The following is a 21,753-nucleotide window of genomic DNA, read 5'->3' on the forward strand; positions in this document are numbered from 1 at the left end:
TGGCTAATTTTGTAGTGCCATTGGCTGCAAAAATTTCTGCTGCCGCATTCATTACAAGACCTAGTGAAGGTGTGACGGCAATGGTTGATGTCGGTGCGGGGTTTGGAATTGGTGAAGCGGTGTTCGCGGCCTCGTCCTCAAAACATGCAACTAATAAACTTGCACTTACCACGGGGACTAGTGTTTTAACTATCCATTTCATTTGAAGCACTCCTGAGATCAATTTTTGATTTCTAATAATTGGCATAGCTACGTCTCATCGCGTAATACGCATCCTAGTGATGTCACTGCACGTCAGATTCTCAGGCCTTATTTCAGTTAGAAGAGCCCTGATTTGATGACGTCCCATTTTGTGACAATGGAAAAAGTATTACGGAGATGTTTTGCTTTTAATACGTAAAGTTTGAGCCAAGGAGCAGTATTTATGAATGGCGATATGCTCGCTACCCCCTGAATAGGGGGTGATTGTGCGATGAGGTGCTACTGATATGGGATGTGCGCGGTAAAGCCGGTAGATAAGGCCCCACAGCAAACTTGCTTGTGGGGCGAACTTGCTTAACGCGCGGTAAAGCGATCTAACGACATGGCCATTACGCTGTCGGTGCTGCTATTCATGCAGCCAGCGTGACCTTTGGCGCGGGGCAGTAGGCGAGAGAAGTAGAACTCAGCGGTTTCTAGCTTCGCTTCATAAAATGCCTTGTCCTCTCCACCTTCAGCCAGTTTATTTGCAGCGACTTCGGCCATCATTGCCCAGTAGTAGGCCATAGACAAATAGCCGCTGTACATCAAGAAGTCATAAGACGCAGCGCCAACGGCGTCGCGGTTTCTTGAGGCGCGGGCAACCATTTTTACGGTGTGCCAATTCCAGGCCAAGGTGTAGCCGATTAATTTGGCTGAATAGCAGCGGCGCTTACCACTGATTAAATTCTTAAAGCCGAATTTATATAATTTTTTGCAGAAACCGCCGTAGAGTTTGAATCCATCTAGTACAACTTTGCGACCGATAAGATCCATGGCTTGAATGCCGGTCGTACCTTCATACATGGTGGCAATACGGGCGTCGCGATAAATTTGCTCCATGCCGTGTTCTTTAATAAAGCCGTGGCCGCCAAATACCTGCATAGCATTGCTGGCAGACTCTAGGCCGGTTTCGGTTAAGAAGGCTTTTAGGATGGGAGTTAAAAATCCAAGCTCGTTTTCTGCAGCGTCGCGATCTTCCTGTGACTCTGCTTGTACCATACGGTCTGAATATTTTGCTGCATCGTAAATCATGGCGCGCCCACCTTCCGCAAAGGCTCTTGCGGTTAGTAACATGCGACGCACATCGGGGTGGTGAATGATTGCGTCGCCCGCTTTATCTGGGTTTTTTACGCCAGAGAGCGAGCGCATTGAGTAGCGGTCTAGCGCATAGGGCAGGGCATTTTGATACGCCAATTCAGACGCTGCCAAACCTTGAATAGCAGTACCGATACGGGCGGTGTTCATGAAGGTGAACATCGCATTCAGGCCTTCGTTCTCTTGACCAAGCATATAGCCGGTTGCATCGTCGAAGTTGATAACGCAGGTTGCGTTACCGTGAATACCCATTTTATGTTCAATGCTGCCACACTTCACACCGTTGCGGTCGGTGATCGTGCCGTCTTCGGTGGTGTTGAATTTGGGGACGATGAATAGCGAAATCCCTTTGGTGCCTTCTGGTGCACCAGGGGTACGGGCGAGCACAATGTGGATAATGTTTTCGGCTAGATCGTGTTCACCTGCAGAAATAAAAATCTTGCTGCCAGTAAGTTTATAGCTGCCATCAGCTTGGGGCTCGGCTTTGCTGCGCATTTGGCCGAGGTCAGAGCCGCAGTGGGCTTCTGTCAAACACATGGTGCCGGTCCACGTTCCTTCGCATAATTTGCTTAAATAAAGCTGCTTTTGCGCTTCGGTGCCGTGCACATAAAGGGTGTTCATCGCGCCTAGGCTAAGACCGGGATACATTCCCCAAGACCAGTTAGCGGTGCCGACTAGTTCAGATTTAATTAGGCCCATAGACATAGGTAGACCTTGGCCGCCGTATTCAACGGGGTGAGACAGACCTTGCCAGCCGCCTTCAACCCACATTTGGTAGGCCTCTTTAAAGCCCTCTGGCGTAGTCACTTCACCATCATTCCATTGGCAGCCTTGCTCGTCGCCAACTTGGTTTAGTGGTGATAGGACTTCTTCTGCGAATTTTGCCGCCTCGAGGGTAATGGCTTCTACCATGTCGGGCGTTGCTTCAGCGCCAGCGGGGATGGTCTGGTAGTGGGCGTTGAAGTCCAGTAATTCGTTAATGACGAAATTGATGTCGCGTACCGGAGCTTTATAAGTAGTCATAATGTGCCTCTGCTGTTCCCGTTTATCGGGGATCAATTACGGATTGAAGCATAACGGATGCATGTAAGGGGTAAATTGGCCGCTTTGAGTCAGAAAGATGACGATTCGGTCAATGCCTCTACGGCACAAGCATGTGCAACAGGGTAGCGCTATCACTTGTCAGAGTTGTTACGTTCAATCTCAGGCTGTGCAGTAGTTGACGCAAAGGCTTGAGCCACATGCGCTGCAGCGCGATACTGGACCTCGTCCGCAAGGAGAATGCTATGCAAGTTGAATACGCCGTATGTTTTGAAAGGCACCCCTTACCAGCGGGTGGGTATTTAGCCCAGCTTACACTGAATGTGCCAGGTCGTTTGAACGCATTAAGCCTTGAAATGGTGACCTTGCTTCATCGCTTACTATTAGAGATTCGAGATGATTCTGAAGCCGTGGCGGTATTTCTAGACGGCGCCGGTGAGCGGGGCTTTTGCGTAGGCGCCGATACCCTGCGACTTCGTGAATCGGCCCTTGCCAACCCTGGTGGTGCGGCGGTCGAGGCAGATGCATTCTTCGCCTATGAATATGCTGCGGCACATTTAATACACCGATTTCCCAAACCCGTGATTTGCTGGGGCGGAGGGATTGTGATGGGCGCGGGGCTGGGGCTCATGGTCGGTGGTAGTCATCGTATTGTTACTAATAGCAGCGTACTGGCCATGCCAGAAATCAGCATAGGTTTATTTCCCAATGTAGGCGCCAGTTGGTTTTTGGGGCAAATGCCGGGTGTGACGGGCTTGTTTACCGCCTTAACGGGTGCGCATTTGTCGTCGGCCGATGCCTTGTATGCGGGGTTGTCGGATTATTGCTTGCGCGACAACAGTAAAGAACAGGTTTTGCGCAGAGTTATAAATTTGGACTGGTGCGATGATCCTGAGTGGAACGCCGAGCATTTAACCGAGCTTCTTACCGATATTGAAGCCGAGCAGGGTGTGATACTGCAGCAAGCGTCACTGAAAGATCACCGAACATGGATAGATGATATTTGCAGCCTAGCGTCGCCATCGCTTGTAGAGAAGGGCATTTGTGGCTATTCCGGCAATGCCGAGTGGCTGCAGCTAGCCGCGCAGGGTTTGGCGCGGGGGGCATCGAGCACCGCAAAACTTATCTTTAGGCAGCTAGCTGTGGGGCGCGGTTTAAGTTTGGCTGATGTGTTTAAGATGGAATTGGTATTGTCATCGAATAGGGTGCGAGACCCCGAGTTTGCCGAGGGCGTGCGAGCACGCTTAATCGATCGAGACCGCGATCCGCACTGGTGCTATAAGAGTATTGCAGAGGTACCCGACTCAGAAACCGATGCATTATTTTTGTCGCCGTGGCCGCAAAGCCCCTTGGATGATTTGTTTGAATTGTAGGTTTCTTTCACTATAAATAGATCGCGTTAAGTTTTTCAGCCACTGTGCTGTTTGGGGTTCTATTTAATTTAGCGAAGGCAAAATATCGCAAATATCTACAGCAGTTCGTCTAGAAATGCATCTAGCTTCGGGTGCTCATGTTGTACACGCCTGACGCCGCTGGCGAGAATTTTGTCGGCGCGTACGGGGCCGATATTTTCGCAGAGCAAGACGTAGTATTGGTTTAGTAATTTTTGTAGCAATGCCGGAGAGGCATTGCCCAACTCTAGGGCTTGGCGGTTACCCAGCCAACGCTGCAAGGCCTCTAAGATGGGAAGCGGCAATTGCCGCTGGCGTAATGCGGCAAACAGATCGATACGCAGTTTGTGCTGCAGTTCGTCATCTAATTGGCTCATCATTGCCAGCATTAATTCTGCGAAGGCTTGGCTGGCGGAAACGGGGTTTATGGTCATATTTTCCGCATTACTACCGCGAGGATCGGCTAATAGCGTGGCGCTGTCTTGGCTCATCGCCTTGATTAAACTGCGTAAAATAGCCGAGCGCTTTTCCTTAAGATCCTGCGTCTGGCAAATATCTGCTACAAAGCGCTGTAACGCTAAACTTGGTTGATCGATATAACGGTTTTCCCAATGTTTTACCGCTTTTAATACCGTCGTTTCGTCCATAAATTCCTGTAGGCCGGTGTATATAGCGCGCCGGCGGTCACTGACGCTGCGCTGATTCATCGCTGTAGATCCATATTGCTGGCGCGATCTGCGGTATAGGCAATATCGCCGGAGTTAAATTCTGGATAGCCAATTTCGGCGTGTTCGCTTAGATCCAGCCCCCGTTGTTCGTGCTGGGCGGGTGCGCGTAAGCCCATGAATATATCAATGACAAAGTACATGATTAAGGCGCAGCTAAAAGTCCAAATAAAACAGGCGCCAATGCCGATGAGTTGAACGGTAATTAATTTTCCATCAAACATATTTCCCGTGAAAAACATGCCGGCAGCGAGGGTGCCCCATGCTCCGGCAAAGCCGTGTACCGAAACTGCGCCCACCACATCGTCAAGTCGCATTTTTAGCATCACTTGGCTACCTAACATACAAATAATGCCGCCAATACCACCGGTAACGACAGCGTACAGCGGTAGCATTGAGGCGCAACCCGCCGTAATAGCGACGAGGCCCGCAAGGCTGCCGTTAATCGTATCGGTTAGCAGGATAGGTTTGCGCATGAGCACGGCCAATAGCATGCTAGCGCAGGCGCCTGCAGCAGCGGCAAGTTGGGTATTTAAATTGATTAGGCCAATATCGACTGAGGCGCTTAAGGTCGAACCGCCGTTAAAACCAAACCAGCCGAACCACAATATGAAGCCGCCCAAAGCGACGAGGGTGAGGCTGTGGCCCCGCAGCTCGCGGGGTTTGCCGCTTCTATCAAATCGTCCCAGTCGGGGGCCAAGTATGATGACGCCCGCAAGCGCGCACCAAGCTCCAACAGAGTGAACGACGGTAGAGCCTGCAAAATCTATGAAGCCCATTTTTGCGAGCCAGCCATCGGCGTTCCATACCCAGCTGCCAAAGATGGGGTAGATAGCGGCGGTGATAATTACTGCACCAACTAAGTAAGCGTCAAAGCGAGTTCGCTCTGCCATTGCGCCACTGGCAATGGTGACCGCAGTGGCGGCAAACATGGTTTGAAATAATAGGGTGCCGTAGGTTGTGGGGTCGCTGTCGTTAATTAAAAACAAATCGGTGCCAATCAAACCACTGGGATTGCTCCCGAACATGAGACCGTAGCCCAGTGCCCAGAAAATAAGGGTGCCGATGCACACATCCATATAGTTTTTCATCACCACGTTTAGGGAGTTTTTGCTCCGCGACATGCCAGACTCTAATAGGGCAAAACCAGCCTGCATAAGAAAAACTAAGGCGCTAGCCGTGACTAACCAAACCATATTGGTGGCGGCGCTTAAGTCGGCAATGTCGTCGGCAAACGCTAGCGAGGAAAAGAGAAGCGCAGAGAGCGTTAGGGTAATGCGTGCTGTTTTCATTCGGACCCTTCGTCTAATTATGGCGGCGCACTGAATCGGCGCAGCGCTAAGGTCCAGTGTGCAACTGCTGTGCCATAAGTGGATGATTAAATATAAGGAGTCCTAAATATGGCGCTGGAATTTGAAGGCCTGTAGGAGATTTGAAATAAGTGAAGCACCGAATTGGTTCTTGGCAGTAATTTGTGATCTTTGGTGGTGCGTTTTAATGGCGTTGATAGGTAGTTTTTGTGATAGCTAAAATCAATTGATGTAAGTGGAACAATTAATTTTATATATCAAATAGTAATCATTATCATTTGCTGTAAATCGCTTAGCAGCTCATAGGGGGCTCGCCGCGAAAACAAACCATGTGTGAATGAAATGACCGAGGAGGCCATTATGAAAAAGACAATCAGTTTCGCCGTGATGCATTTCTGTGTGGCTTTTTCCGTTGCTTATATTATGACCGGTAGTGTGGTGGTAGGTGGGATGCTGGCTTTGATAGAGCCAGCAGTGAATACGGTGGTGTTCTACTTCCACGAGAAAGCCTGGACACGCTTTGATCGTCCGCCACGTGCTTTGCGTGAAGATGCTGCAATGGCGGTGATGTGAATAAGCCCTGCATAGCAAAAATCGCTACTAGGTATTGCTCATTGCTCTAAGTTGGGACTTGCGTGGCGACATCCACAGAAAAACTGCGGCGGCGACCAGCAGGCTGATGTTGATACCTAATGGCGCGGCTTGAAATGATTTGCTGCCGAACAGTATGCCGTAGGCAAGTACCAGCCCAATCAAGCTTGCGGCATTGAGTTTTAACAGCAGCGTTTTTGCCAATAAATCATTATTGATTGTTTGAGCCAATGCGGAGCAGGCGACCAAGCTCAGCCAAAACAAGCCCAAAGAGTGGAATTGAAACAGTAGTTGAATGATGGCGCTTGCGCTGAGTGCCAGTGGTGTGCCCCATACCAAGCCCAGCCACAGGTTGTTGAGGGCGTCGCGACTTTTGCGGCGGGCAAACCAAATATTAATCCCGCTGACAGAGACAACGGTAAGCGCTAAACCAAAGATGCCGTACAAGACTTTTACGAAAAACCCACCGTAATGCCCAAAATGCAAACGGTACACCGAGAAAATTGCTTGGCTGCCAACTTCGCCATCTGAAAAGCCTACTTTATCAAGGTAGTTGCCGCTGCCGTCGAAATGATATTGTTCAGAATAAATCAGCCGATCGTGATGTTGGGCGCCCACCACAATGTATTGTTGTGCACTGCCAACGTCTTCCACGGTGATATAAAACGGGCTGGCTTCAGGCGCGATGCTCGGCATTTGCGCAAGGGCTTTAGCAACTTCGGCGGTATGCAATGTCTGATCTAATTCCGGTTCAGCGCCAAATATGGCCGGAATAATGGCCTTGGTGTCGCCGTCAAAGAAAGCGGGGGAAACAACTAGGCTGATTAATAAGGCAAGGCCGAAATAAGCGCCGGTAATGGCAATCATTAAATGAAAAGGGGCGCCCCACACGCTTAAGCGATTGTGAATATCAGCTTGTTCTAAGTGTTTGGAGCCTTTTAATCGCAGAATAAAAGCGTCGCGGAATATACGCGGATGGGCGAAAAAGCCAGAGATAATGAGACCACACAATAGTGCGCCCAGAATACTAACGACGATTACCCCAAAGTCTTCAGGCAGGTGCAAGAAGATATGCAATTCCGTTAAAAGATGGGTCCATTCATGACTTACTTTTTCCCCCAATGAACCGTCGCTATTTAAGAACCAACCGCCGTCGTCATTCGAAATCGATACCCGCGGCATACTTTCTGACGGCAGTGAAATATACATGTGATGGGTGTCACCACTTTTGGCTAACACCTCCTCGTAGGCGCTCTGCAATGAATCTTGTGGTAAGGCCTGAAACTCATCTACCAGCGGTTGTTCCCAGCGCTCAAATTCCTGATAAAACACCGCCAAGGTGCCAGACAGACAAACTAGGTACATCATGACGCCAACTAAAAGGCCTAGCCAAGAGTGGCTGGACAGTGAGTTTTTAACCAGCGTGGGTGACAGTAGTTGCTTCATGATTCTGCTCTGTTTTGAGTTTGTTATGGCAAAGAGGTTATACAACTTGGGGCTGCAAACTTAATTACTGGCTATACACAATAGCGGCACCGATGAGTCCGGCAATGCTAATCCCCAGTGTCGGGCGGTAGCGGGTTGGGTCGGCGCAGGCCCACCACGCGGCTAAGCCCCACACCAGCGGAGCAATCATCACCACCAATACCACGGCATTGACTCTAGACCAGGGTAGGAATGTGGCTAGGGCCACACTTATATAAGCGGAGGCCGCGCCGGAGAGTGGAACAACAATAAAAAATAACGCTATATGCCGGAGCATCGTTCGAGTCGCAGGCACAACAAATACAACATTTTCCGTGGCCCGTTGATTTTTGCGCTTAATTTCTAAATTGAATAACACCATTAGCCAGGCCAGTAGTGGTAGCAACATCAATCCATAAGCGACACCAAACTCGCCGCCGTAGCCGCGAATTAATAACACACAGGACGCTAGGTTCAGCAGCCATCCCATCGGCATTAGCCAGACTTGGCTTTGGGAGCGCTTTTGCCAAGAGAGGTATAGGCAAGTGATACCGGCAATAGCTGTAGCAATACCTAGAAGTCCATTTATCATGTTTTGTTATCCAGCACTTTTTGCGTGTTTTTTTGAGATTAAGCGTTTAGTGGGTGTCGGCCTTTGCGATTAAGGAGGTACTTCTACGAGCAAATAGCCGATGCTAAGAAAACGTGTTTTGGTATCTCGCCAAAGAGACGGTATGTATTTTTCAAGGCCTCGATGCATGACGCTGCGAGGATAGGTCGTCCTAGATATTTGTCTAGCGTGGGTGGAGAAATACGGGGTAAATACTAATGAGAGCGATTCTTAAATGCAAGTGAAGCTGCTGTAACAATTGGCATCATCCTACTGTTAGGGCAGGAGGGGTCGGCATTTATGTGTTTGATTTATGCTCGGTTCCTTCACCGGGGGTAATGAATAGAACCTTGGCTAACGCACTGGTTCGAGCGGTATGCCATGTATTTTTGGGGATCACAATGTAGTCGCCAGCGTCACTTAAGTGCTGGCTTTGTTCACCCGCTGCAGTGTCCAGCACCAGTGTGATTTCACCTTCGATCAGCATGACCATTTCGTCACCCTTGGGGTGAATCTCCCAGCTCGTCCAGTCACTCTCAAAGGTATACATGGCTACTAGGCTGTGTTGCTTAAATTGATTAAAGCGCGAATCTAAATCTTGATATAGCGACGGACTTACCGCGACAGGTGTTGCCGTTTGATCTGGGCAGAGCACTAAAAACTCATTAGTTATTTGGTGTTTTTTCGTCATGCTCGACCTCGCTTCTGAGGAAGTGAAATTTACGACATAAAGGATTTAAACAGCGCCAGAATCAACAATAAGCCGACCAGCGGTAAAATCCAACGCCTAATTTTAGACTGTTGTTCTGGTGAGGGCCGCGGGCCGAATTTTTCTATGAGTGGTACTAATACAATCAATGCAATAAATAGGAAGGCCAGTATTGTTAGCAGATTTCCCATGGGGCAGTGCTCCGTATATAAAGTTTGAACCGCCGAGGTCTTAGCTGATGTGTGCTGAGAGAACAGGGGCTGATGAGCATCAGCCCCATATTAACAATTAACAGTGAGGATTGCTGTGTACTGAAATCTCCAGCGCGGTGACCGCATAGCTCTCGCTGCAGTTTACCCGCACAGTAGCCTGCTTAGATCGAAAATCGTTGCAAGCATGTGTGCGGGTGGCCAATAAATAAATTTAAAAAAATCTGAAAACTAACAAAACGGCAAGTAAGGTCACCACCAAAGCTACCATACTGCTGATTGAGATGGCGCGGGAGAAAATTCCGTTGCCGCTATGAAGAGTGGCTAAGCGCTGCTCAAATGTATGGCCCATGACGGCGATGCGACGGCGTAGGGCTTCATCTGTCTGGCGCACAATGGAGCCACAAGCTTTAATGAGGCGAGGAAGCGGACGCCGATACAGCCAATCGACGTCTAGGTTGGTTGAGGGTAGTTCCGGTGGGTACAGGCCTTTCAGATTTAGCCAAACAAATGCCAATGCCGAGAAAAACAGCAACTGTGTTTGGGTGAGAATATGGCTCACATCATAGGCGCTGTAGTCGGTCGCAAAGGGCAGGTGTTGATAGAGTAGTTCTGGGAATATGCCAATCGTCAGGCATAGGGCGGCTGCTATAGACATTGCCAGTAGCATATTCCAAGGCGCCTCTTTACAGCGTATACCCGAGTCGTGTGCAAAAAAGGCGAAGTAGGGAATTTTAATACCTGCGTGATGGAAAACCCCAGCCGAGGCGAACAGCAATAGTAGCCATACCACATCAAAATTGTCTTTGAGTGCTGCTGACATGATCATCGATTTACTAACAAAGCCACTGAACAGCGGGAAGGCTGATATAGACGCTGCGCCGATGATACAGAGCACTGCCGTCTTGGGCATTGATTTATAAAGCCCGCCGAGCTCTGAGCCGTTGATACGGCCGGTGCGGTATAGCACAGCCCCCATCGACATAAACAATAAGCCTTTAAAAATAACGTCATTGAAGGCGTGCGCGACGGCACCATTGATACCTAGTTCGGTGCCGATACCAATGCCCACCATCATAAATCCGATCTGGTTGATTAAACTGTAGGCAAGAACTCGGCGCAGGTCATTTTCAATGACCGCAAAGAAAATGGGGAAGCAAGCCATTGTAGCGCCGATATAAACCAGCATTTCGGTACCCGGGAAGCCTCTGGCCATGGCGTATACCGCCACTTTTGTGGTGAAGGCGCTGAGGAATACGGTGCCCGTTGGTGTCGCTTCGGGATAGGCGTCTGTCAGCCAGTTGTGGAAAAATGGAAATGCGCACTTGATGCCAAATGCGATAAAAATAAACCAACTGGCGACGGAGTCTAGGCCGATTTCGGTAAACATCAGGCTGGACTGATGTTGGTAATATAAAATGACGCCCACTAACAGCAGCATTCCCGAGATGACCTGAGTCATCAAGTAGCGCATCCCGGCGTGGTAGGCCATGTCACTGCGCCGCGCCCAAATTAAAAAGACCGACGTCACCGCCAGCATTTCCCAAAAAACAAACAAGGTTAGTAAATCACCGGCGAAGACTGCACCCAAGGCACTGCCTGCATAAAGCATGGCTGCAACTTGCTGCATTTTATCTTTGACGTGTAGGGAATAAATTACGCTGATGAGCGCGGCAATATGAAACAAATAGCCGAACAACAGGCTTAGCCTATCAATGTGGATGGGCTTAAGATCCATGCCCATTAACTGCGTTTCGACGCCGTAGAACGCCGGTAGCTGCCAGAGGTTTAGTGCACTCAATACAATGACCACAATCATTGCAGGCCCGCGCCAAGTCGCGCCACCAAGCAGGGCGATTACAGCTCCTAGATAAAAGAGCAGGAAGGGCGGCAGTTCAATCCCCACCATTGGCATTCTCCGTCTTGGTTTCGCGAGCTTGCTGATAGTAGTCTTCTTCGCGCATTAAGATTTTGCGCATCCACTTAGCAACCAGTACTAAAATCACACAGCCGATAAATCCGTAAATAGGATAGAAGCCATACAGGCCCTCCCAGGGGTGTTCGGTGTGCCGATGGATCACAAAGTCCAAGCCAACTAACAGCGCGCAAATGACGTAAAGACTGTTGAGAATAAGGCGCAGTGTTGCGGGGCGATCAAAAAAGTCTTGGGATTGGCTCATGGCGTTCCCTCGGTAAAAATCTGCGAGACCAGCTCAAATAGCGGGTTTGGAAAGAAAAATAGCAATACGCATGCGCTAGCAGTGGCGCATATTGCAATGAGTGCCGCCGGTGGCGCCTCGTGAATAGCCGTAGCTTGCGCGTCAGCTTGTTTTCCTGGGAAGAAGGCGCGCAACGGGATTGGTAGTAAGTAGGCGATATTTAGCAGCGAGCTGAGTATTAGTACTGCCATTAAAATCAGGTGGTCCGTCTCTAAAGTGGCGGTTAGTAGCCACCACTTACTCCACGTTCCCGCGGTGGGCGGTAGCCCGATAATACTGAGTGAGGCGATAAAAAATGCTGCCATGGTGATTGGCATGCTTCGACCCAGACCGGCCATCGAACTAATCTCACTCTTGTGGCTAGCCACGAGTATTGCGCCAGCGCAGAAGAATAGGGTGATCTTGCCTAGCGCATGGGTCGCGATATGCATTGCGCTGCCCATTACACCGCTTTCAACGGCAAGCAAGGTTCCCAAGGTGATATAGCCGAGTTGGCTAATGGTGGAGTAGGCGAGGCGGGCTTTGAGATTGTCTTGGCGTAGTGCTACTAGTGAGGCGAGCACTACACCGGCGCCGGCTAGATAAAGGAGATAGTCGGTCGCAGGTATTTGTTGCAGCGTATCTAGGCCAAAGATAAAGACCAGAATCTTGATCAAGCTGAATACCCCAGCTTTCACCACCGCTACGGCGTGGAGTAGCGCGCTAACCGGAGTAGGAGCCACCATCGCCGCCGGTAGCCAGCGGTGAAATGGCATGACCGCTGCTTTGGCGACACCAAACACAAATAGCACCAACAATAGTGACAGCAGTGCTATAGGTGTTTGCTCAGGGAAAATACCACCTTGTTGGAAGTCTAAGCTACCCGCTACCAGCCACGTTACGATAATGGCCGGCAAAAAAAAGGCAATTGACGTACCCATCAATATTCCTAGGTAGACCCTGCCGCCCTGTTTGGCTTTTTCGGTACCCGCGTGAGTGACGAGGGGATAGGTACACAGTGAAAGTACTTCGTAAAAAACAAACAGCGTGAACAAGTTCTCTGCGTAGGCGATAGCCATTACCGCTGCGATTGCAATGGCAAAACAAACGTAGAAGCGAGTTTGCTTGTCCTCCTTATGGCCGCGCATGTAACCAATGGCGTATAAGGTTGTTACCGGCCAGAGCAGGCTAGCCACTAAGCCAAATAGCAGACCTAGGGCATCGACTCTGAAGCTCAAATTAAGTCCGGGTAGTATCTCTAACCAGTGTCGAGACAGTGCTTCACCCTGATTAAAACTGGCGTACAGTTTTAAATTGATCAATAAGAGAACCGCACCGGCGATGAGGGATACCGCCTCGCGCATATTTGGTTTCCGGCTGAACGCAAGTACGCCGACTATTGCAATAAGAGGCGTGAGTATGGCGACGTCAATAAGCGAAGTTGTATTCATTAGGGACGTCCCTCCACTAATGCTGTCGCTGCTTCAGAGCTGATCGATACCGGTAAACGAGTATCGATACCGAAATAAACATTGCCTAACACCAGCAACCAGAGAGCCAGCAACATTGCAAATGGGGCTTCTTTCACGGGAGAGTTATCTGCGGCAGGTTTGAAGTAAAGCGCTTCTACCACTCGCCATATATAGACGATAGCAAGCAGTGAACCTAATAGAATTAAAAATACCAATGGCCAGCGGCCCGTTAAAGCGGCGGCTGATACCAGATACCACTTGCTGATAAAGCCAGCAGTTAGGGGAACGCCAATTAAGCTGAGTCCACCGACGACAAAACCAAAGCTGGTCCAGGGCATTTTTCTACCCAGCCCCTGCATCGAAGTTAGGGTAGTGGCGCCTACGCGAGCAGCAATTGCGGCCAGAGCCATAAATAGGGTGGCTTTCATTAGTGCGTGGTTAAAAACATGAATCAAGGTCGCTTGCAGCCCCAACACACCGCCAATCCCCAAGCCGATAACCATATAGCCAATCTGGGCGATACTGGAATAGGCGATGGCGCGTTTTATTTCTTCTTGATAAATCGCCACAATCGACGCGCTGAATACTGAGAGAACGCCTAAGGCAACAAAGATATCCGCCAGTGGTATAACGAGCTGGCTAAACTCGCTTGGGAAAATGGTGTAGGTAAAGCGGATTAATAGATAAAGGGCTACCTTGGTGGCGCTGGCGGCCAGGAAGGTTGTCACAATCGATGGTGCTTGGCTGTAAGCGTTCGGCAACCACAGATGCAGTGGAAATAGCGCGAGTTTTAAACTGATACCGACCAGAATAAACGCATAGGCGGCAAATACAGTAGAAGACTCGCTCGCTGGCGGCAGGCGTTGCGCGAGATCCTGCATATTGAGGGTGCCGGTCATGATATACATGAGGCCGATACCGATAAGGATAAAGGTCGCGCCAATCGTGCCCATAATTAGGTAGCGAAATGCAGCCCATAAACTTTTTCTATTGGGTCCTAAGGAAATAAGTGTGTAGGTCGACAGCGATGAAACTTCCAAAAAAACAAAGACGTTAAACGCATCTCCTGTTGCTAAAATTCCCAGCAAACCGGCGAGACAGAGTAGCCACGCCACATAAAATAAGCCCTGCTTATCTAAAGAAATCTCGGTGCTAATACTGCTCTGCGCCGCTAGTAGAGAAACCGTACTACTGGCAGAAACAATGACGAGCAACCACGCATTGAGCAGATCAATTCTGTACTCAATTCCCCAAGGCGCTTGCCAGCCACCTAAGGCATAGCTAATTACGCCATGATTGTAGACCGTAGTTAGCAGTATGGCGGCGATGCAAAAACTAAGGGCGCTGACAAGCAGGGCGAATAGCCATGCCAGTTTGCCCCTGCCTAAGATAAGACAGGCAGGTGCCCCGAGCAGGGGCAGAATAACTTGTAAGATCGGTAAATGGCTTAACACGTATGGTCTCGCTGCTGAATTTCGGACTCTTCAATTGTGCCGTAGGCTTTTTTGATTCTTATTACCAATGCAAGTCCTAATGCCGTGGTAGCGATGCCGACAACGATTGCGGTGAGAATCAGTACATGGGGTAGGGGGTTAGAATAGATCGTGATCCCGTCTTGTAGAATCGGGGCGCTACCGCCAGTAACTTTTCCAGAACTGATATAAAGTATAAAAACCGAGGTCTGAAAAATATTTAGTCCCACCAGCTTTTTCACCAGATTGCCCTGTGCAATCACGATGAAAAAGCCGATCATCATCAGCGCGACAACAATCCAATAGTTGTAATGGCTAAGTAGCAGCGTCATTCGTCAGTCTCCGCTGAGTTGTTCACCTGACTAGCGAAGCAGTAGAAGATCATTACCATGACGGCTGCAACAGTGATTCCCACACCAAGCTCAATAATAATAATGCCGATGTGTTGGCCGGTAACTGGATTTTCTGCCAATACTGAATAGTCAAGGAAATCGCCGCCGTTAAGCATTGATACCAGACCTACTGACCCGTAAAGCAATACACCGAAGGCGGCGAGGATTCTGAGTAAGGCTGAGCTCACTACTTGTTGCGCGAGATCGACGCCGAAAAACATGGTGTACAAAATAATTGCTGCAGCAAAAATCACCCCTGCTTGAAAACCGCCACCGGGCCCATATTCCCCATGAAACTGCACATAAAGTGCAAATAAGAGAATGGGAGGGATTAAAATTTTACTGACGATGCGAAGAATTTTGTGCTTGTGCGCGCCGCTGATCACGGGCGTTTGACTGCCGCTAGGTTTTAGCATGAGCAATGTTAAAACACCGATACCGGCGGTGAAAACGACCGCCACTTCGCCGAAGGTATCGAAGCCACGGTAACTGGCTAGTACCGAGGTCACAATATTTGGAATGCCGATCTCGTCAGCGGATTGCCCTATATAGCGCGGGCTCACATGGGTGTTGGCAGGCGCATTGGCAGAGCCAAATTCGGGCATGCTGAGTGTGCCGATCACTAACAGCGCACCGGTAATTGTCACCAATATTAAAGCGGGAATATTTCGGCTGGGACTGTGCTTTTCCCTGCGTCCCACCAGTGCCACCGTTAGTAGCATCAGCAGGGGAGAAATTCCCGACCCCACGGCGGCTTCGGTAAACGCGACGTCTACCGCGTCCATCAGTACAAAAAAACTCGCTGACAAGAATCCATAAATTCCACTGAGCATGATCACGGCAAGTAGGTCGCGGCTTAATACGATTCCCAATGCGGTGGCTAGCAGCAGGCTTAGCAGGCTGATATTGATAAAGAATTCTATGGCGATATCCTCCCCGCTGTATACTCATAGCGGTCACGTTTAGGCGTCATGGGATTCCTCCCTGAGCGTCTCGTGTTGTTGATGGCGCCAAACGGCTTTTGCCAAAGCGTGGCTTGCCGTGGGACTGGTGAACAATATAAACAGTAAAATCATGATCAGTTTGAGAAGAACCAAACTCCATCCGGCCAGTAACATTAGTCCAGAAAGAAGTAGGGTCGTCGCGAGGGTTTCAGTCACTCCCGCAGCATGCATACGGCTGTAGATATCTGGAAATCGCAAGACCCCGAGTGTGCCGGTGAAAATCAAGCCGCTGCCGGTCAGCAACAGAATGCCGCTAAGAACTTCCAGCAAATTACTCATGAGTAGAGCTACCTTTCTCCGCTTTTTGGGTGTGCTCAAAGTATCTTAGAAGTGCGATCACGCTGATGAAATTCATTAGGGCATAGATCAGCGCAATATCTAAAAATTCAGGTCTGCCGAATAAAAAACCAAGGACAGCAATAAGCAAAACAGTTTTGGTTCCAAATAAGTTAGCGGCTAGTACTCGGTCGAATATCGTAGGGCCAGCAAAGCCCCTGACCATTGCCATGGCCATAACAACTAATAGGGCAAAGGTAGTGACAGCGAGCATCATTACTCCAGTCTATTTACTCGACGGCTCATCGCACCTGCGTCGAGATCGTCGAGATTGGATTGGGTGAGGCCATGTACGAGCACCTCGTTGTCTGAAAGCTCTACCGCAATAGTTCCAGGGGTGAGGTTGATTGAGTTGGCGTAGATAACCCGACCGATATCGGTTTTCTGACTCACCGGAAAACGCCGCATTCCAGGGCTAATTGTGCTGTTGCCAGACCAAATACGTTTGGCCACATCTATGTTGCTGACAATGATTTGTGCCGTTAACCAAGCATAATATCGAGGGAGATGACGAGTTAAGTGGATGGGCTGGGATTCATGATCTACGACGTCCATTCGGTGACTGATCCATACAACTAGTGCAACCGATGCAGCGCCAAAGCCTAGCAATAGGCCAGAATAGTGCCCCGAGTTGGCTAACCAAATAATGGCTAAAAGGGCAGAAATACTAAAAGTGTGCTTCATAAGTTTCTCTGCTAGGTTTGCTGTAATTTGCTATGCATACTTGTTGGCGTCGATAACACACTCACGCTACTGAAGGCGGCCCACTATCAGCATTGATAATGTGCTTTTAGAACCTGCTTCATCAGGGCGCTTGCCAATTGATCTTTCTTTGTAACGCTGGCATTGGCAATTTGACCGGCAAGTTGCTCAATACTGGTATTGGCGGGGAGGCAATAACGTGCACCTTTTAATGAGTCGATTTCAATACTCCCACCAGGGGCTCGGGTTCTGATAGCACGCTGCGTGAAGTCAGATTGCTCGTCATTGGCTAACACTATTTGGCTGCTGCCTGACACAAAGCCCTGCAGATAGGCACTGCAAATTGTGGCGTCTCTATTTGCGGTTTCTGTAATATATTCGACACAACTACGTTGCAGTTTATTGGTGTTTAGTGTTTCCACGGCAACGGCTGTGGTGCTGCCCAAAAATCCGCAACAGACTGCCAGAGTTAGCTTAAAGTACCGTTTATAAACAAGCATTTGCCCTCTCCATTTATCTGTATTATTGGGCTTACTTTCGCATCTAAAGTGTGAAAAGTGTTGTCAGAAATGTAAAAAAGTGTGTCAGTCATGTGTTGATTTATCAGGTTATTAAATTAATTCTTGCCAAGCTGTCGCAATGTTCGCGAGAGTGTGACAAGAATTTACATTCTGATTTTGTGCTGCGTGAAACTTCTGCTGTTCTGAATGAATTGCGCTGTTATAGTTTGGTGGCGCTGAAATGCTGCAATGTGACGTGGGAGTCTTTAATTGAGACGTGTGAGCTCGGTCATTAGTGGTTTTAAGGAAGCGCGCGTGGACTTCGAATCGTATAGAAATTGGTGGTAAACATAATGGTAATAGACGCAAGGCTATGTATTCTTGTTGTCGACGATAACGAAGATATATTGCAGTTGGTGTCTGAACTGTTGACGGCAGAGGGCTATCAGAGTTTGTCCGCCGCAAACGGCGAAGAGATGTACGCGGCACTCACTCAGCAACGGCCAGATTTGATTTTGTTAGATGTGATGCTGCCCGGACGCGATGGCTTTGAGTTGTGTCGCCAGCTTCGTGCAGATCCCGAAAGCCCGCCGGTTATTATGCTTAGCGCCAAAGATCAGGAAATAGATCGGGTGGTGGGGCTAGAGTTAGGTGCGGATGACTACATTGTTAAGCCGTTTGGGCGGCGGGAGCTGATTGCTCGCATAAAAGCCGTTTTACGTCGTAGTGGAAATGTTGCGGGACGGCGAGCTCAAGGAGTTTACTGTTTTGACGGGTGGCGATTCAAACCGGCGAGAATGGAGCTTATCGACAGTAATTCTACTGTTATTCCTCTGTCTACTAGCGAGTCTGATTTATTGTTGGTTTTTGTACAAAACCCTCAAATTCCAATGTCGAGAGATCGTCTGTTGGCTATGACGAAGGGCCGCAATAGCGCTGCTTTTGATCGAAGTATCGATTCTCATATTAGTCGTTTGCGGCGCAAACTAGGAGATAGTGCCAAGGCCCCAGAAATCATTAAGACTGCATGGGGTGCCGGTTACCAGTTTACATGTGCCGTCGATCTGATATGAAACGAATGCTGCCAGATACCTTGAAGGCAAGAGCCATACTGTTGCTTACTTTAGTTTTTATTGTCTCTCACACCCTGAGCTTAATGATTTATAAAGCAAACCGTGATCAGAGTGTTCTTCTTATTGAAGCCTCTGATTTGGCTGAAAGAATCATTGGTATTGTTGATTTGGCTTATAAATTTCCCGCCGACCAGCGCGAGAAAATTTTGAGCGCGGCGCAAACACAATTCTTAACTAGCTATCCTGACTTGGTGCCTTTAGATGTGGTCGCGTGCCAGGATGGCGATGTTTTGGCAGAGATATCGCAGCGTATTCTTGATCTTTTTCAGCAGCGTCCGGCTTACCAAATCGATGTTTGCGTTCGTCGTTTTGGCGGTTTTCAACGACTTCTTGATCAGCGCTCAGATAACAGTGTGGATATGCTGGTCAATATTCACTTTCCAGATGATGAGACTGCCTCTTTCCATGCGGAGCTACCTGAGGCCAGTTCTCTGCTTTATGAGGCCGCCACACTTTACCTATTGGCCGTTATCACTATGGCGTTACTCATTGCTTGGTATCTCATTACTAAACTGATTTCACCCATTGATAAATTAGCAAAAGCTGCGGAACAAATTGGGGTTAATCTCGACGTTAAAGCTCTTGATGAAATAGGGCCGAAGGAGGCTCGTGTTGCTGCCCGTGCATTTAATGAAATGCAGGCGCGATTACAGCGCTTATTGCATGGTCAAACGGAAATGTTTGCAGCGATTTCCCATGACTTAAAATCGGCTGTAACTCGCCTACAATTACGCTGTGATCTTTTAACTGATCAAAAAGAGCGAGAGGGCTTGCAACGAGTCGTGCAGGATATGCGAGCTATGATTGCGTCTATTATTGATTTTGTCCGCGGTGATGGTTCAGATGAACCGCTGCGACGAATTAGTATCGGCGATCTGCTCGAAAGCCTGTGTGAAGATTTAATTGAAGAAGCTTTACCCATTGAATACCAGGTTGATCAAACGGCGTATGTGCAGGCGCGACCCGCGCAATTGCGGCGCGCCATACAAAATTTAATTGATAATGCTTGCAAGCACGCTGAAGGTGCATTTGTTCATTTGCAGGTAGAGGAGTCAGGGGTATTAATTAATGTGGATGATAACGGGCCCGGTATCCCAGATGGTCAGTTAGAGGCGGTTATTCGGCCATTCGTGACGGTTGATCAGTCACGTAGCCATTCAGGAGGTGGGATGGGGCTTGGATTAGCAATCACGCAAAAAATCATTCTCAGTCATGGCGGTACACTTACCTTGAGTAATATACCTAATGGAGGTCTACGCGCGCAGCTGTGGTGCCCCTTTGGGTCTTTTTAAAAAGCCACTTCAATGAAATTCAGTTTTTCAGGTCTTTGTTTGAATATTTGCCATGCTTTGTTTATAGAATTTAGTTGCTGGTTTACGTGCGGACATTTTTAAGAGCTTGGGGCTGATAGTTGTCAGCCCCAAGTTGAATAATTGGCGGCTATTTTTTCAGAATTACCGAGGAACCGTGACCAAACAGGCCTTGGTTGGCGGTAATGCCTACCTTTGCATTCGCTATTTGGCGCTCACCCGCTTGGCCGCGCAACTGCCACGTTAACTCGCAGACCTGCGCTATAGCCTGTGCCGGCACGGCTTCGCCAAAGCAAGCTAGGCCACCGGAGGTGTTTACCGGCAGGCGGCCGCCAAGTTTGGTGGCGCCTTCACGAACCATTTGAGCTGCTTCGCCGCGTGGGCACAGCATGAGGTCTTCATACCAATCTAGCTCCAGTGCCGATGACAGGTCGTAAACCTCGGCGAGACTAACGTCCTCTGGTCCAATACCGGCTTGTTCATAGGCTTTTTTCGGTAGTGCTGCGCGAAAGCTGTGGGCCTCAACGCCTGCAGCGGCGGCCGAGTCAGTGGCGATGTCTGGCATTTCAACGACGGCACTGGCGAAGGTGGGGGTTACCGTTGAAACCGCCGCGACCTTCACCGCATTGGCTTTACCGATACGCTTTGCGTATTCCATGCTAGACACAATCATTGCCGCGCCACCGTCGGAGGTTGCGCAAATTTGTAATAGGCGCAGTGGATCGGCGACCATGGCAGAATTTAAAATTTCTTCCATGGTGAATTTCTTTTTATAGCGGGCATTGGGATTGGTAAATCCGTTTTCGCTATTTTTAATTTTTACCAAACCAAAATCTTCTTCGGTGTCGCCATATAAATCCATGCGGCGACGGGCATACAGTGCAAAATAAGTGGGGTTGGTGATGCCTAGATAGAAGCGCAGCCAATCTGGATCTTCTGGGCGGAAGCCCTTGGCGGGGGCTAAAAATCCCTTGGGCGTCGTGTCGGCGCCAACAACCAAGGCCACTTCACATTCACCGGCTAAGATCTTTGCTCGTGCTGCCGCTAGAGCTTGTGATCCTGAGGCGCAGGCGGCGTAAGAGGTGTTAACTTGCGCGCCTTGCCAGCCCAAGGCTTGAGCGATGGTGGCACCCGCCACGTAACCGGGGTAGCCGCAGCGCATGGTAGCCGCGCCAGAGACAAATTGTACGTCTTGCCATGGAATACCCGCGTCTTTGAGTGCTTCTCGCGCCGCGTAAACGCCGTACTCGCTAAAATTGCGGCCCCATTTCCCCCAAGGATGCATGCCGACGCCCAATACTGCAATATCCTGACTCATGCTGATTCTCCCTGAGCAATGGGTTGCCATTTCCAAGTGACTTTTATGGCATCGTCGTCTTCGTGCAGGGTTTCTAGCACGAGCGTGGCGGTTTTCCCCACTTTCATCTGATCAACATCCACGCCTTTTACAACTTGTCCGAGAATGATCATCTGCTCCTTTTCTAATTCCACTGCCGCAATGGCATAAGGTACAAAGGGTTCGTCGGCCACAAAGGGCTCTGGTGGCTTATAGCAGGCATTGGTGTAAGACCAGATTTTTCCTTGGCGGCTAAGTTCTACTTCATTAAACGTAGTGCTGTCACACGCGGGGTTTTTGCAGAAGCTAAGTGTTTTAGGAAAGTAGTAAGTCCCGCATTTCTCGCAGCAGGCGCCGATGAGATGCGGGGTATCCGTGTCGAGTGTGAACCAGCCTTCTATGGCGGCTTGCACGGGCTTGTTGTTCATTGTGAATCTCCACCGAATGGACGGGCGACGCCGAAATTAGTTAAATCTTATGGGGCGAATCGCTCTTATATAAGGGCTAAATCAT

General features: G+C 49.2%; 23 protein-coding genes. 4 read left to right on the forward strand and 19 right to left on the reverse strand.

Annotation, left to right across the window (positions count from 1 at the left end; all coding sequences use genetic code 11):
* Positions 1 to 555 precede the first annotated feature (555 nt).
* The gene (locus tag GVJ32_RS10590) at positions 556 to 2,358 is read right to left on the reverse strand and encodes an acyl-CoA dehydrogenase C-terminal domain-containing protein (protein WP_159240030.1); all 1,803 of its coding nucleotides are present in this window, start codon (positions 2,356 to 2,358) and stop codon (positions 556 to 558) included.
* Between the two features lie 263 nt (positions 2,359 to 2,621).
* Here GVJ32_RS10590 and GVJ32_RS10595 point away from each other — a divergent pair, with 263 nt between their 5' ends.
* Positions 2,622 to 3,749: an enoyl-CoA hydratase/isomerase family protein gene (locus GVJ32_RS10595; protein ID WP_159240031.1), complete on the forward strand. Its 1,128-nt coding sequence runs from the start codon at positions 2,622 to 2,624 to the stop codon at positions 3,747 to 3,749.
* Between the two features lie 95 nt (positions 3,750 to 3,844).
* Here GVJ32_RS10595 and GVJ32_RS10600 read toward each other — a convergent pair whose 3' ends face one another.
* Together GVJ32_RS10600 and GVJ32_RS10605 are read right to left on the reverse strand one after the other, a co-directional pair.
* Complete coding sequence (locus GVJ32_RS10600) at positions 3,845 to 4,474, reverse strand: hypothetical protein (RefSeq protein ID WP_159240032.1); 630 nt, start codon at positions 4,472 to 4,474, stop codon at positions 3,845 to 3,847.
* Positions 4,471 to 5,784, reverse strand: a complete 1,314-nt coding sequence (locus tag GVJ32_RS10605) for an ammonium transporter (RefSeq protein ID WP_159240033.1) — start codon at positions 5,782 to 5,784, stop codon at positions 4,471 to 4,473. Before GVJ32_RS10605 ends, GVJ32_RS10600 begins: the two co-directional genes overlap by 4 nt.
* A 378-nt stretch (positions 5,785 to 6,162) precedes the next feature.
* Here GVJ32_RS10605 and GVJ32_RS10610 point away from each other — a divergent pair, with 378 nt between their 5' ends.
* A complete protein-coding gene (locus tag GVJ32_RS10610) occupies positions 6,163 to 6,375 on the forward strand; it encodes a DUF2061 domain-containing protein (protein WP_159240034.1) in 213 nt (70 codons plus the stop codon).
* A gap of 27 nt (positions 6,376 to 6,402) precedes the next feature.
* Here the strand turns inward: GVJ32_RS10610 and GVJ32_RS10615 are convergent, their stop codons facing one another.
* The 14 genes from GVJ32_RS10615 to GVJ32_RS10680 form a co-directional block, all read right to left on the reverse strand.
* Positions 6,403 to 7,839, reverse strand: coding sequence for a PepSY-associated TM helix domain-containing protein (locus GVJ32_RS10615; RefSeq protein WP_159240035.1), 1,437 nt, complete (start codon positions 7,837 to 7,839; stop codon positions 6,403 to 6,405).
* Between the two features lie 64 nt (positions 7,840 to 7,903).
* Entirely contained in the window at positions 7,904 to 8,449 is a 546-nt protein-coding gene (locus GVJ32_RS10620; protein WP_159240036.1) for a hypothetical protein, read from the reverse strand.
* 316 nt (positions 8,450 to 8,765) lie between these two features.
* Positions 8,766 to 9,158, reverse strand: a complete 393-nt coding sequence (locus GVJ32_RS10625) for a cupin domain-containing protein (RefSeq protein WP_159240037.1) — start codon at positions 9,156 to 9,158, stop codon at positions 8,766 to 8,768.
* 29 nt (positions 9,159 to 9,187) lie between these two features.
* Positions 9,188 to 9,367, reverse strand: a complete 180-nt coding sequence (locus GVJ32_RS10630; protein ID WP_159240038.1) for a hypothetical protein — start codon at positions 9,365 to 9,367, stop codon at positions 9,188 to 9,190.
* A 232-nt stretch (positions 9,368 to 9,599) separates the two neighbouring features.
* Positions 9,600 to 11,294 carry a Na(+)/H(+) antiporter subunit D gene (locus GVJ32_RS10635; RefSeq protein ID WP_159240039.1) on the reverse strand — a complete coding sequence of 565 codons (1,695 nt, stop codon included), beginning with the start codon at positions 11,292 to 11,294 and terminating at the stop codon, positions 9,600 to 9,602.
* Entirely contained in the window at positions 11,281 to 11,565 is a 285-nt protein-coding gene (locus GVJ32_RS10640) for a hypothetical protein (protein WP_159240040.1), read from the reverse strand. The genes GVJ32_RS10635 and GVJ32_RS10640 overlap by 14 nt, the downstream gene beginning before the upstream one ends.
* Complete coding sequence (locus GVJ32_RS10645) at positions 11,562 to 13,034, reverse strand: proton-conducting transporter transmembrane domain-containing protein (RefSeq protein WP_159240041.1); 1,473 nt, start codon at positions 13,032 to 13,034, stop codon at positions 11,562 to 11,564. Before GVJ32_RS10645 ends, GVJ32_RS10640 begins: the two co-directional genes overlap by 4 nt.
* Complete coding sequence (locus tag GVJ32_RS10650) at positions 13,034 to 14,509, reverse strand: monovalent cation/H+ antiporter subunit D family protein (RefSeq protein WP_159240042.1); 1,476 nt, start codon at positions 14,507 to 14,509, stop codon at positions 13,034 to 13,036. The genes GVJ32_RS10645 and GVJ32_RS10650 overlap by 1 nt, the downstream gene beginning before the upstream one ends.
* Positions 14,503 to 14,859, reverse strand: coding sequence for a cation:proton antiporter subunit C (locus GVJ32_RS10655; RefSeq protein WP_159240043.1), 357 nt, complete (start codon positions 14,857 to 14,859; stop codon positions 14,503 to 14,505). Before GVJ32_RS10655 ends, GVJ32_RS10650 begins: the two co-directional genes overlap by 7 nt.
* Positions 14,856 to 15,848, reverse strand: a complete 993-nt coding sequence (locus GVJ32_RS10660) for a DUF4040 domain-containing protein (RefSeq protein ID WP_353652905.1) — start codon at positions 15,846 to 15,848, stop codon at positions 14,856 to 14,858. Before GVJ32_RS10660 ends, GVJ32_RS10655 begins: the two co-directional genes overlap by 4 nt.
* Positions 15,849 to 15,881: 33 nt before the next feature.
* Positions 15,882 to 16,202, reverse strand: a complete 321-nt coding sequence (mnhG, locus tag GVJ32_RS10665; protein WP_159240044.1) for a monovalent cation/H(+) antiporter subunit G — start codon at positions 16,200 to 16,202, stop codon at positions 15,882 to 15,884.
* On the reverse strand, positions 16,195 to 16,473 hold the full coding sequence (locus tag GVJ32_RS10670; protein WP_235035112.1) for a monovalent cation/H+ antiporter complex subunit F: 279 nt from the start codon (positions 16,471 to 16,473) through the stop codon (positions 16,195 to 16,197). The genes mnhG and GVJ32_RS10670 overlap by 8 nt, the downstream gene beginning before the upstream one ends.
* A 2-nt stretch (positions 16,474 to 16,475) precedes the next feature.
* Positions 16,476 to 16,943 (reverse strand): Na+/H+ antiporter subunit E, encoded by a 468-nt coding sequence (locus tag GVJ32_RS10675; RefSeq protein WP_159240046.1) that lies wholly within the window; start codon positions 16,941 to 16,943, stop codon positions 16,476 to 16,478.
* Positions 16,944 to 17,029: 86 nt separating this feature from the next.
* Positions 17,030 to 17,461 carry a Rap1a/Tai family immunity protein gene (locus tag GVJ32_RS10680; RefSeq protein WP_159240047.1) on the reverse strand — a complete coding sequence of 144 codons (432 nt, stop codon included), beginning with the start codon at positions 17,459 to 17,461 and terminating at the stop codon, positions 17,030 to 17,032.
* A gap of 353 nt (positions 17,462 to 17,814) precedes the next feature.
* Here GVJ32_RS10680 and GVJ32_RS10685 point away from each other — a divergent pair, with 353 nt between their 5' ends.
* The gene (locus GVJ32_RS10685; RefSeq protein WP_159240048.1) at positions 17,815 to 18,534 is read left to right on the forward strand and encodes a response regulator; all 720 of its coding nucleotides are present in this window, start codon (positions 17,815 to 17,817) and stop codon (positions 18,532 to 18,534) included.
* Positions 18,531 to 19,886: an ATP-binding protein gene (locus tag GVJ32_RS10690; RefSeq protein WP_159240049.1), complete on the forward strand. Its 1,356-nt coding sequence runs from the start codon at positions 18,531 to 18,533 to the stop codon at positions 19,884 to 19,886. The genes GVJ32_RS10685 and GVJ32_RS10690 overlap by 4 nt, the downstream gene beginning before the upstream one ends.
* 148 nt (positions 19,887 to 20,034) lie before the next feature.
* Here the strand turns inward: GVJ32_RS10690 and GVJ32_RS10695 are convergent, their stop codons facing one another.
* Complete coding sequence (locus tag GVJ32_RS10695) at positions 20,035 to 21,222, reverse strand: lipid-transfer protein (protein ID WP_159240050.1); 1,188 nt, start codon at positions 21,220 to 21,222, stop codon at positions 20,035 to 20,037.
* On the reverse strand, positions 21,219 to 21,668 hold the full coding sequence (locus GVJ32_RS10700; RefSeq protein ID WP_159240051.1) for a Zn-ribbon domain-containing OB-fold protein: 450 nt from the start codon (positions 21,666 to 21,668) through the stop codon (positions 21,219 to 21,221). The genes GVJ32_RS10695 and GVJ32_RS10700 overlap by 4 nt, the downstream gene beginning before the upstream one ends.
* Positions 21,669 to 21,753 lie beyond the last annotated feature (85 nt).

The sequence above is a fragment of the Zhongshania aliphaticivorans genome, assembly GCF_902705855.1.
Taxonomy (GTDB): Bacteria; Pseudomonadota; Gammaproteobacteria; order Pseudomonadales; family Spongiibacteraceae; genus Spongiibacter; species Spongiibacter aliphaticivorans_B.